This window comes from Massilia sp. MS-15 (genome assembly GCF_020176695.1).
Taxonomy (GTDB): Bacteria; Pseudomonadota; Gammaproteobacteria; order Burkholderiales; family Burkholderiaceae_D; genus Telluria; species Telluria hydrophila.
Genome location: NZ_JAIWIA010000059.1, coordinates 34180 through 43387 on the forward strand (window position 1 = coordinate 34180; position 9208 = coordinate 43387).

General features: G+C 67.3%; 10 protein-coding genes and 1 pseudogene. 2 read left to right on the forward strand and 9 right to left on the reverse strand.

Annotated elements, in window-relative coordinates; genetic code table 11:
• Positions 1–8: 8 nt before the first annotated feature.
• From LCI23_RS19035 to LCI23_RS19070, 8 genes are all read right to left on the reverse strand, one after another.
• Positions 9–764, reverse strand: a complete 756-nt coding sequence (locus LCI23_RS19035; protein WP_224948028.1) for a flagellar brake protein — start codon at positions 762–764, stop codon at positions 9–11.
• Positions 761–1138, reverse strand: coding sequence for an EscU/YscU/HrcU family type III secretion system export apparatus switch protein (locus tag LCI23_RS19040; protein ID WP_224948029.1), 378 nt, complete (start codon positions 1136–1138; stop codon positions 761–763). Before LCI23_RS19040 ends, LCI23_RS19035 begins: the two co-directional genes overlap by 4 nt.
• A complete protein-coding gene (locus tag LCI23_RS19045; RefSeq protein ID WP_224948030.1) occupies positions 1135–2361 on the reverse strand; it encodes a flagellar hook-length control protein FliK in 1227 nt (408 codons plus the stop codon). Before LCI23_RS19045 ends, LCI23_RS19040 begins: the two co-directional genes overlap by 4 nt.
• Positions 2362–2374: 13 nt before the next feature.
• On the reverse strand, positions 2375–2704 hold the full coding sequence (locus tag LCI23_RS19050) for a flagellar protein FliT (RefSeq protein ID WP_224948031.1): 330 nt from the start codon (positions 2702–2704) through the stop codon (positions 2375–2377).
• Between the two features lie 4 nt (positions 2705–2708).
• Positions 2709–3140, reverse strand: coding sequence for a flagellar export chaperone FliS (gene fliS, locus LCI23_RS19055; RefSeq protein ID WP_224948032.1), 432 nt, complete (start codon positions 3138–3140; stop codon positions 2709–2711).
• A 138-nt stretch (positions 3141–3278) separates the two neighbouring features.
• Entirely contained in the window at positions 3279–4763 is a 1485-nt protein-coding gene (gene fliD, locus LCI23_RS19060; protein ID WP_224948033.1) for a flagellar filament capping protein FliD, read from the reverse strand.
• Positions 4764–4825: 62 nt separating this feature from the next.
• Positions 4826–5188: a flagellar protein FlaG gene (locus tag LCI23_RS19065; protein WP_224948034.1), complete on the reverse strand. Its 363-nt coding sequence runs from the start codon at positions 5186–5188 to the stop codon at positions 4826–4828.
• Between the two features lie 74 nt (positions 5189–5262).
• Complete coding sequence (locus LCI23_RS19070) at positions 5263–7407, reverse strand: flagellin (protein ID WP_224948035.1); 2145 nt, start codon at positions 7405–7407, stop codon at positions 5263–5265.
• 258 nt (positions 7408–7665) lie between these two features.
• Between LCI23_RS19070 and LCI23_RS19075 the strand changes: the two genes are divergently transcribed.
• Positions 7666–8715 (forward strand): glycosyltransferase, encoded by a 1050-nt coding sequence (locus LCI23_RS19075; protein WP_224948036.1) that lies wholly within the window; start codon positions 7666–7668, stop codon positions 8713–8715.
• Between the two features lie 113 nt (positions 8716–8828).
• Entirely contained in the window at positions 8829–9095 is a 267-nt protein-coding gene (locus tag LCI23_RS19080) for a hypothetical protein (protein WP_224948037.1), read from the forward strand.
• Positions 9096–9112: 17 nt separating this feature from the next.
• On the opposite strand, the pseudogene LCI23_RS19085 reads toward LCI23_RS19080, so the two are convergent.
• Positions 9113–9208, reverse strand: a pseudogene (locus LCI23_RS19085) (IS5/IS1182 family transposase); the annotation flags it as partial.

The following is a 9208-nucleotide window of genomic DNA, read 5'->3' on the forward strand; positions in this document are numbered from 1 at the left end:
CCTGCGCCTCAGGCCCGGCCGGCCAGGCGCGCGTTGCGCTCGCGTTCGAGGCGGGTGATGTAGCGCTGCACGGCGGCCATGCCGGCGCGCGAGATGTCCACGAACTGCAGGCCGACGCGGCGGTTCGACTTGTTGTTCAGCAGGGTCAGGTCGTGCCAGTTGCGCACCTGCAGCGACACCGTGACCGGGCCCGTCTCGGGCAGCTCGATGCGGCAGTTGGGAATGGTGGTACCGGTGGCGGTGGCCAGCTGCAGCTGGTTGTCGAGCACGGCGATGCCGCCGCAGCTGATGTCGCGCAGCGGGAACACGCCCGAACCGGCGCCGGCCACCGCCGAAGGCGGCAGCGGAATCACCGCGCGCACCGGGTTCGAGACCGGCGTCTCCATCCGGTAGTATTCGCGCCGCTGCAGGCGGATCAGGGTCGGCGGGATGTCGGCGCGCAGGGCCGGGCTGCCCTCGAACTCGACCAGGCGCAGGTTCTCGACGCTGAACAGGATGCGGATCTTGTCGAGCGAGGTCTCGCAATGCAGCTTGCCCGCTTCCAGGATGCGCTCGTTCTGGAGATGGTCCACCGAACGGTCCAGCACCATGGTGCCGCTGTCGGGATCGATGTCGAGGATGGCGGTGACGCAGACGTCGCTCTCGCCATTGACCAGGAGGCGCACCAGCTCGTGTTTCTCGCCGATCTGGCGCAGCAGCGCCAGGATCTCGCGGCGCGACTCCACCTCGTAGTCGTGCCAGTTCTCCAGTTCCTGATAATTCATGTTGCCTTCTTCGTGCCGGCCTGCGCGGCCTGTTCCAGGTTGAGGTGGGGCATCGGATCGGGAGGAGGGGGCAGGGGCGCTCCCTGCTGCCGGGCCGACTCGATATGATAAAGCCATGCCAACAGTTCCGCAATTGCACGGTATAGGGCAGGCGGGATGTGGCGGTCGAGGTCGACGTTCATCAGCAGCGAGACCAGTTCCTTCGATTCGTGCACGAACACGCCGGCCTCTTTGGCGCGCGCGATGATCTGCTCGGCCACCAGGCCCTGGCCCTTGGCCACCAGGCGCGGGGCGGCATCGCCCTCGCGGTAGGCCAGCACGGCCGCCTTCTGGCGCGGGGCGCGCGGGCGCGGCCCGGCTGCTTCGTCGCTCACCTGGTTTCTCCGCCGGGCCCGATGTTCAGGCCGGACAGCGCCAGGCCCGCGGCCCCGAGCGCGGTCTCCAGCGCCGCGCCATGCGCGCGCAGGCTGGCTTCGGTGTCCGGACTGGCGGCATGCAGGCGCAGCTGCAGCGTCTCGCCATGCAGGCTGAGGCTGGCCTCGACCTGGCCCAGCAGCGGAAACTGCAGCTTGAGCGTGCTGTGCCAGGCGCCGGCGTCATCCGCCGCGTCGCCCTGGCCATCCGCGCCATCGTCGCGCCCGGACGGCGCCTCGTGCGCGATGCGCCATTCCAGCGGCAGGCCCGGCACCAGCTGGCCCTGCCAGGCGACCTGCTGCAGTTCATGGCTGGCCAGCTGCTGGGCCACCAGCTTGAGCGCGCCCGGTTCCTCGCTCGAGCGTTGCTGCATCTGCGGCTCGCCGCGCAGGCAGTCGAGCGCGCGCCGGCCCTCGTTCCAGTCGGCCAGGTGCGATTCGTAGAACAGGCCGCTTTTCTCGACCGTGCCCTGGAGCGCGGCGGCGATGCGCGGCGCCGCCACCTCGCCCCCGGCCAGCAGGGGCGCCGCCGGACGCAGCGCCTGCGCGGCCGCGGCCGGGGCCTGTGCCAGCGCGCTGCCGATCAGGCGCGCGGCCGTGCTGAGCGAAGCCGGTGCGCCGCCCGGTTCGGGCTGGGCGCCGGGCTGCGGGCTAGGAAGGGGAAGGGCGGGCGCGGCGGCGGCGGTCCTGGCCGCGCCTTGCGCCTGCGGCGCCGCGCTGGCGCCGGCCGGCGTGCTCGTGGGCGTGGTCGTGCCGGCGCCGGCCGGCGTGCCGCCTGCGCTGGCGGCGCCGTCCTTGCCGGCGGCAGGCGTGCCGGGCGTCTCGTCCTGGCCAGGCAGCGCGGGACTGGCGACGGCCTGCGCCTGCAACAGGCGCGGACTGCCATCGGCATGGGTGCCGAGCTGGAAGGTGGGGCGGGGTGTGGCGGCCACGACCGTCATGGCCAGTGTGGCGTTCTGGCCAATGCCGGCGGGCAGGGCCATGCGCACGTGAGCGCCGGCCACCTGCACCAGCGCGCTGCCGTCGCCCGCGCGGGCCAGCACGCGCGCCGGCAGGGTCTGGCCCACCACGGTTTGCAGCGCGCGCTGGAAGGCCTGCTGGCGCGGATGGCCGAGCGCCTCGACCGGGTCGACCGCGGTGATGCGCAGGACGGCCCCAAGCCGCCCGAGGTCGGTGCCAGCCATCGGCTGCGCCGCGTCAGACGCCGCCGTAGGCGCTGGTCAGGCGCGACTGTACGCGCGAGCTGCTGATCAGGGCCGACAGTTTCGCCATCCAGGGGGCGGCCAGATCGCGGATGACGCGGTCGTCGGCCAGGATCTGGCGGATCAGCTCGGCCTTGCGCGCGCGGTGCGGTCCGCTCCACTCGACGCCAGGGTCCTTGTCGCGCAGCGTCTGCACATGGGCCGCGCATTCGCGTTCGAGTTCGGCCACGCCTTCCCAGTCGTCGGCCTGGGCCGCGGCCAGCATGCGGGTGCTCAGCTCGCCCATCGCCTGGTAGTGCAGGAGGATCTGGTCTGGGCTCAGCATGGCGTCAGGCAGGCTGCAGTCCGGACGCGGCATCGGCGCGGTTCGGCGTGCCGATCTGGTCCCACGCGCCTTTCAGCTCCTTCAGCAGCTTGCGCACTTCCTCGATGTATTCCGGATGGTTGCCGATGTTGGCGGCAAGCAGGCGGTTGCTCATGTATTCGTACAGCGAATCGAGGCTTTCGGCGATCTCGCCGCCCTGTTTCTTGTCGAGGCTGGCGCGCAGGCCGTTGTCGATGATCGAGATCGCCTGCGAGATCGAGTTGCCCTTGGCGGCGATGTCGCCGGCGCGCATCTGGGCGCCAGCCTTGGCCAGCGCGGTCAGGGCGCCGTCGTACAGCATCGCGATGAGCTTGTGCGGGCTGGCCGAGTTGATGCTGGTTTCCAGCCCCACGGTGGCGTAGGCACCGGCCGGGTTGCGCGTCATCGATCCAAACATCTATATTCCCCTTGTGTAACTGTTTAAGCCGTTAATCATGGTCAGCGATGATCAGTTTACGCCAGCGGAAAGATTGTGAAACGGCGGTCAGAGGGGACTTTACCCGTCAAATCCGCCGCGTCAGCCCCGGTTGGCCGCTCAGGAGTTGTTGTTGGCCGCCAGCGCAGCGAGCTGCTGGCTGAGGTAGGCGCTGGTGGTGGTCATGTTGGCCACCAGCTTGTCGAGCGCCGTGAACTGGTTGCGGTAGCGCTGCTCCACGCTCAGCAGGCGTGTCTTGATCGCGTCGCGGTCGTCGCCCAGGCGCTTGATGTTTTCCTGGACCGCCGTGGCGCGGTTGTTCAGCGGGCCGATCGGGCTCAGGATCTTGCCGATCATGACATCCGCCTGCCAGGCATAGCCCTTGGTGCCGGCGCCGCTACTGAACAGCTTGCTCAAATCCTTGGACGGATCGGCGATCGCGGCCGTGAGCTTGGCGTCGTCGATGACCAGGGTCCCGGTCTTGTCGAAGCTCAGGCCGGCGTCGGACAGCAGGGCCGAGCCCTTCGGCGCGCCGGCGACCGGGGCCGACAGCACGCCGCGCAGCTGCGACTGCAGCGCGCGCACGGTGCTGTCGCCCACCAGCGGGGCGGCGGTGCCGGTCGTCTGGTTGACCGAGGTGGCGTCCCTCATGGCCTTGGTGGCTTCGTTGTAGGCCTTGACGAAGCCCTCGATCGCGGTCTTGACGTTGCTGGTGTCGCGCGCCACCGTGATCTTGGTCGAGGCGTCGGGCGCGGTGGTTTTCGTCAGGTTCAGGGTGACGCCCTGGATCGCTTCGGTGAGGGTATTGCTCGGGCTGGTGATCGGCACGTTGTCGACGATGATCTTCGCATCGGCGGCAGCCACGTTCTGCGTCATTTTCTTCTCGCCCGTGGTCGTGGTACCGGAGACTGGATCGGTGGTGCTGGTACGGTCGTAGGCCAGCTGGCCGAGTTCGCCGATGGTGCCGGCGTCGCCGCCGACCGTGATCCGCATCTCGTTGCGCAGCCCGGTCTCGTTCGAGGTCAGGGCCAGGCGGTAGCCGCTGCCGTCGTTGATGATGCTGGCCGAGACGCCGGCGTTGGCGCCGTTGATGGCGTCGCGGATGCCGGCCAGGGTGTTGTTGCTGCCGATCGTGATCGTCTTGCCGGGCTTGGCGGCGTTCGGGGTGAAGGTGGTATCGGCGCCCGCGCTTGCATAGGTGCCGAAATCGATGGTGATCGTGCCCTGGCCGATCACGCTGGTGGTGGCCGCATAGCCGCCATTGGCGGCCGAAGACATGGTCAGCTTTTGCGCAGCGGCGAGATTCTGCACTTTCACGTCGTAGCTGCCGGCCACCGCGGAGGCGCTGGCGCTGGCGCCCAGGATCGTGCTGTCGGAAACGCTTGCCTTGGTCGGGGTGAACTTGTCGGGCGTGCTGAGCGCCTTGGCCGCCGTCTGGAAGGCGGAAAACGCGCCTTTCAGGCTGCCGATGGAGGACAGCTTGGCCTGGTAGCTTGCTTCTTTCTTGTCGAGCGCGGTGATCGGCATGCGCTCGACCGTCATCAGCTGGGAAACCAGCTCATCGACTTTCAGGCCCGAACCGATGCCTGCTGAAGAGATCGCCATGATGAAATTCCTTGTTCGACGTGGATGCGGTCAAGCGGTGATGTTCTGCTTGCCGGGCAGAACTAAGCCCTGTCTTTTACCAGCAGGCCCTGCATTTTGTCCAGCGCTTTGGAAATCTCAATGACTTCCTGTGTGGGTATTTGGCGAATAATGGTCTGGGTTTGTGTATCGATCAATTTTACGACCGTGATGCCGGTGTCTTCGTCGATCGAGAAGCGCAGGTCGCTGGCGGACGCTCCCATCGATTCCTCGATCTTCCCGACCGCGTCGCGCAGTTCTTCCTGGCCGGGCGCCTCGTGCGGCTCGGCGGCCTTGGTAGCGCTGACGGAAGAAACGGGCGTGCTGCGCGCTGTGGAAGGTGGCGCGGCCGGTGCGGCTGCCTGCGGGGCAGGGGTGGCGACGCCACCGATGTTTGCTGCTGACATGGCGGACTCCGAAAGTGGAAAAGGCGCGGTACCAGAAGTACCGCGCCCGTCTTTACATCATGCTATGGCCGGGATTAGCCACGCAGCAGGCTCAGCACGCCGTTCGGCAGCGAGTTGGCCTGGGCCAGCATCGCGGTACCGGCCTGTTGCAGGATCTGGCCGCGGGTCATGTTGGCCGTTTCCTGGGCGAAGTCGGCATCGCGGATACGGCTACGCGAAGCGCTCAGGTTTTCCGACGTCGACTGCAGGTTCGAGACCACGGCCGAGAAGCGGTTCTGGATCGCACCCAGGTTCGAGCGTGCGCTGTTGACGGTCTTCAGGGCGTTGTCGATCGAGACGATCGCCTTGTTGGCGCCTTCGGCGGTCGAGATGTCCAGCTTGTCCAGCGCTTCGCCGCTGCGGCCATTGCCGTAGGTGCCGACCTTCAGGCTCAGCGCGGCGGTGCCGGCATCGGTGCTGCCGCTGCCGATCTTGAATTCCGAGGTCGACGACAGCGTGATGGTGCTGGTGTAGGTCGCGGTCGTTGCTGCGGCGGCGCCTGGAGGAACAGCCGGTGCGGTCAGCGAAGCCGAGTTCAGGCCGGTCGTTGCATCGGTCAGCGTACCGCCCTGCGCGCCAGCGGCGGTGGTCTGGTAGATGGTGACGTTGCGGCCGTCGGCGGCGCTCAGCGTCACGCCCTTGCTGTCGTCGTTGGTATCCAGGGCGGTGACGCCGGTCTGGCCGCTGATCGCATTGATCGCATCGACCACGGCCTTGCGGTTGGCGGCGCTGTCGGTGGTGGTGGTGATCGCCGCGGTCGACACGCCGTTGATCACCAGCTTACCGGTCGTACCACCGCCGGTCATGTCGGTGGTGGTGCCGCCGACTTCGGTTGCATTGACCGTCGCGGTCACGCCGGTCTTGTCGGAGATGGCGTTGATCGCGGCGGCCTTGGCGATGCCGCTGCTTGCCTTGTCGTACACCGACGCGGTGTCCGAGCTGGCGACCGAGGCGCCGATGGCGGTGCCGTTGATCGTGAAGTCGCCGGCGGCGATCGCGGTGTGGGCGCCAGCTGCCACGTTGGTGGTCGAGGTGTAGGCGGTCTGCGCAGAGTAGGTGCCTGCGACCAGGCCGGCATCCTTGATGCCACCATCGCCAGCCGGACCGTTCAGGTTCGACGAGACCACGATGTCCTTGTCGGAATTCAGGGTGATCGAGCCCGAGTAGGTTTCCTCGGCGGCCAGGCCGGTGCCGGCTGCGGTCGGATCAGTACCGCCGCCACCGAAATCGATGTCGATGTTACGGCCATCGGCGGCGATCAGCTTCACGCCACCCTTGTCCGAACCGGTATCTTCGGCGGTCACGCCGGTCTGGGCCGACTTGGCGTTGATCGCGGCGACCACGGCCGAGCGGGTAGCGGCGGTGTCGGTCGAGGTGCTGATGGTGATGTCGACGTTGTTGATCTTGACCGTGCCGGACCTGGCTTCTCCGACCATCGAGGTGCCGCCGACTTCGGTGGCGTTGACGGTCGCGGTCACGCCGCTTTCGGCCGACTTGGCGTTGACGGCTGCAGCCTTGGCGATGGCCGAGGAAGCGGCTTCCTTGGTCGAGGCGGTGTCTGCACCAGCCATCGACGGGCCGATCGCGATGCCGTTCAGCGAGAAGGCACCTTCCTTCAGTGCGGTATTGCCGGCGTTCTGGGCGGTGGTAATGGCGGCGGCGCTGCTGCTGCCCAGGGACTGGGTCTTGGCGCTGCCGACCGAGAACGAGATGGTTTCGCCGGCGTTCGCGCCAACCTGGAACTGCTGGTTCTTCAGCGAACCGTCGAGCAGGGTGCGGCCGTTGAATTTGGTCTGGGAAGCAACACGGTCGATTTCCTGCAGCAGCTGGTCTGCTTCTTCCTGCATCGATGCGCGGTCGGCGTCGGTGTTCGAGCCGTTGGCGGACTGGACGGCCAGTTCGCGGATACGTTGCAGGCTGTCGCCGATCGAACTCAGCGCGCCTTCGGCGGTCTGGGCCATCGAGATACCATCGTTCGAGTTACGTGCAGCCTGGTTCAAGCCAGTGATCTGCGAGCTCATGCGTTCCGAGATCGCCATGCCTGCCGCGTCGTCCTTGGCGCTGTTGATGCGCAGGCCGGTCGACAGGCGCTGCAGCGAAGTCGTCAGCGAAGCTTGCGATTTGCTCAGGTTGTTCTGTGCGTTCAGCGACGACAGGTTGGTGTTGATCATTGAAGCCATGTTGTTTCTCCAGTTTTCTTTCGGGGCGGCAACTGTGCCTGTTCACGTTGGTCTGTCACCGTGTTCCGTGACAATCAAACCGCTGTTGATGCTGGTAACGTACGGCGCGCACAAAACTTTATGGTCGAGATCAAAAAAATTTTTGTAGGGCAACGCTTGTTGGCCTGCTTTTATGGGAGAGTGTGCTTGCGGGCGTATAATTCTCGCAAGAATTGATCCACGATCCGACCCGCGATCCCCAACCTGATGGAGCAAGGCATGACCCAACCCGCACTCGTAGTCATCGCACGCGACGAAGCGCCGACCCTCGCGCGCTGCCTGGAATCGGCGCGCCCCTTCGTGGCGGAGATGATCGTGCTCGACACCGGTTCCAGCGACGATACGGCACAGATCGCCGCCGCCTGCGGCGCCCGTGTCATTCCCTTCGCCTGGAACGACGACTACGGCGCCGCGCGCAATGCCGCGCTTGCCGCTTCGTCCGCGGACTGGAACCTGGTACTGGATGGCGACGAATGGATCGATGCGGCCCAGGGCGACGTGGCCGGCATCCTGGCCCAGGCCTGCACCGCCGCGCCTGCACTCGGCATGCTGCCGGTGCGCCTGGGCTTCGACCTGGCCGGCCGCGGCCTGGCCGCCACCGCCTGGCGCCCGCGCCTGCTGCCGCGCGGGGTGCGCTATGCCGGCGCGGTGGACGAGGCGCCGACGGGCGAGCTGCCACAGGGTCGCATTCCGCTCTGGATCGATAACGACGGCATGCGCCGCCCGGAGCGCGCCGCCAAGCGCGCCCAGCGCGCGGGCCTGCTGCTGGCGGCCCAGGCCGCCGCTCCGCAGGATGCGCGCCTGGCCTACCAGGCCGGCAAGCTGGAGGAAGCGCGCGGCGAGCACGCGGCCGCGGCCGCGCACTACCGCCATGCGCTCGGGCTCACCGCGCCGGACGCCGCCTGGCGCCACGACCTGGTGGTGCGCGCCATGTTCACCCTCAAGATGGCCGGCCAGCCGGAAGAAGCGGTGCACCTGGCGGACCTCGAGATGGATAACTGGCAGGATTCGCCCGACTATTACTTTGCATTGGGCGACGTGCTGCTGGAACTGGCCAGCAGGAATCCCGACACGGCGCCGGAAGTCCTGCCCATGATCGAAGCCAGCTGGCTGCGCTGCCTGGAGCTGGGCGACCAGCCGGCCCTGGAAGGATCGGTGAGCGGGCGCGGCAGCTTCCTGGCGGCGCACAACCTGGCCGTGCTGTACGAGAGCCAGGGCGATGCGCAGCAGGCCGGCCGTTTCCGGGAGCTGGCCAGCCGCGGCGCATAAGCTCGTGACAAACCCGCCCGCTTGCGGCAGCATGTGAATCCGGCACGACAATACGACAAGACGACCGCGGCCAGGAACCTGGAGCGCGGTTCCCGTTCATTCAAGGAGACACGATGAAGGCATTCACGGTAGGGCTGGCAATGGCAGGCATGACGGGCATGGCAGGCATGGTGACGGGTTGCGCCACCGTGCCCGACAACGATCCATCCCCGACGATGCAGGAAGTGGCGGCGGGCACCAATACGGCCGGCACGGGCGGCCACGGCATGACCGGCAGCCGCCTCAAGCGCGATTCGACCGACCGCATGCTCAAGGCCGTCGGTGCGCAAGGCGCGCGTGATGAAATGAACAACGCGCCGCGGCCGCTCGATTCCCGCTAGGGTCTGTCTGACTGAGTTCAGGGAAGCCATAACATTATTGTCGCCACGATGACTGCGGCGAGGTAGTTATGGCCGCGCTTGTCGTAACGCGTTGCAACGGCGCGGAAGTCCTT

Bases quoted from the DNA above. Each gene is read 5' to 3' on its own strand.
- LCI23_RS19035 (WP_224948028.1), bottom strand. From the start codon at position 764: ATGAATTATCAGGAACTGGAGAACTGGCACGACTACGAGGTGGAGTCG.
- LCI23_RS19045 (WP_224948030.1), bottom strand. From the start codon at position 2,361: ATGGCTGGCACCGACCTCGGGCGGCTTGGGGCCGTCCTGCGCATCACC.
- LCI23_RS19050 (WP_224948031.1), bottom strand. From the start codon at position 2,704: ATGCTGAGCCCAGACCAGATCCTCCTGCACTACCAGGCGATGGGCGAG.
- fliS (WP_224948032.1), bottom strand. From the start codon at position 3,140: ATGTTTGGATCGATGACGCGCAACCCGGCCGGTGCCTACGCCACCGTG.
- fliD (WP_224948033.1), bottom strand. From the start codon at position 4,763: ATGGCGATCTCTTCAGCAGGCATCGGTTCGGGCCTGAAAGTCGATGAG.
- LCI23_RS19065 (WP_224948034.1), bottom strand. From the start codon at position 5,188: ATGTCAGCAGCAAACATCGGTGGCGTCGCCACCCCTGCCCCGCAGGCA.
- LCI23_RS19070 (WP_224948035.1), bottom strand. From the start codon at position 7,407: ATGGCTTCAATGATCAACACCAACCTGTCGTCGCTGAACGCACAGAAC.
- LCI23_RS19075 (WP_224948036.1), top strand. From the start codon at position 7,666: ATGACCCAACCCGCACTCGTAGTCATCGCACGCGACGAAGCGCCGACC.
- LCI23_RS19080 (WP_224948037.1), top strand. From the start codon at position 8,829: ATGAAGGCATTCACGGTAGGGCTGGCAATGGCAGGCATGACGGGCATG.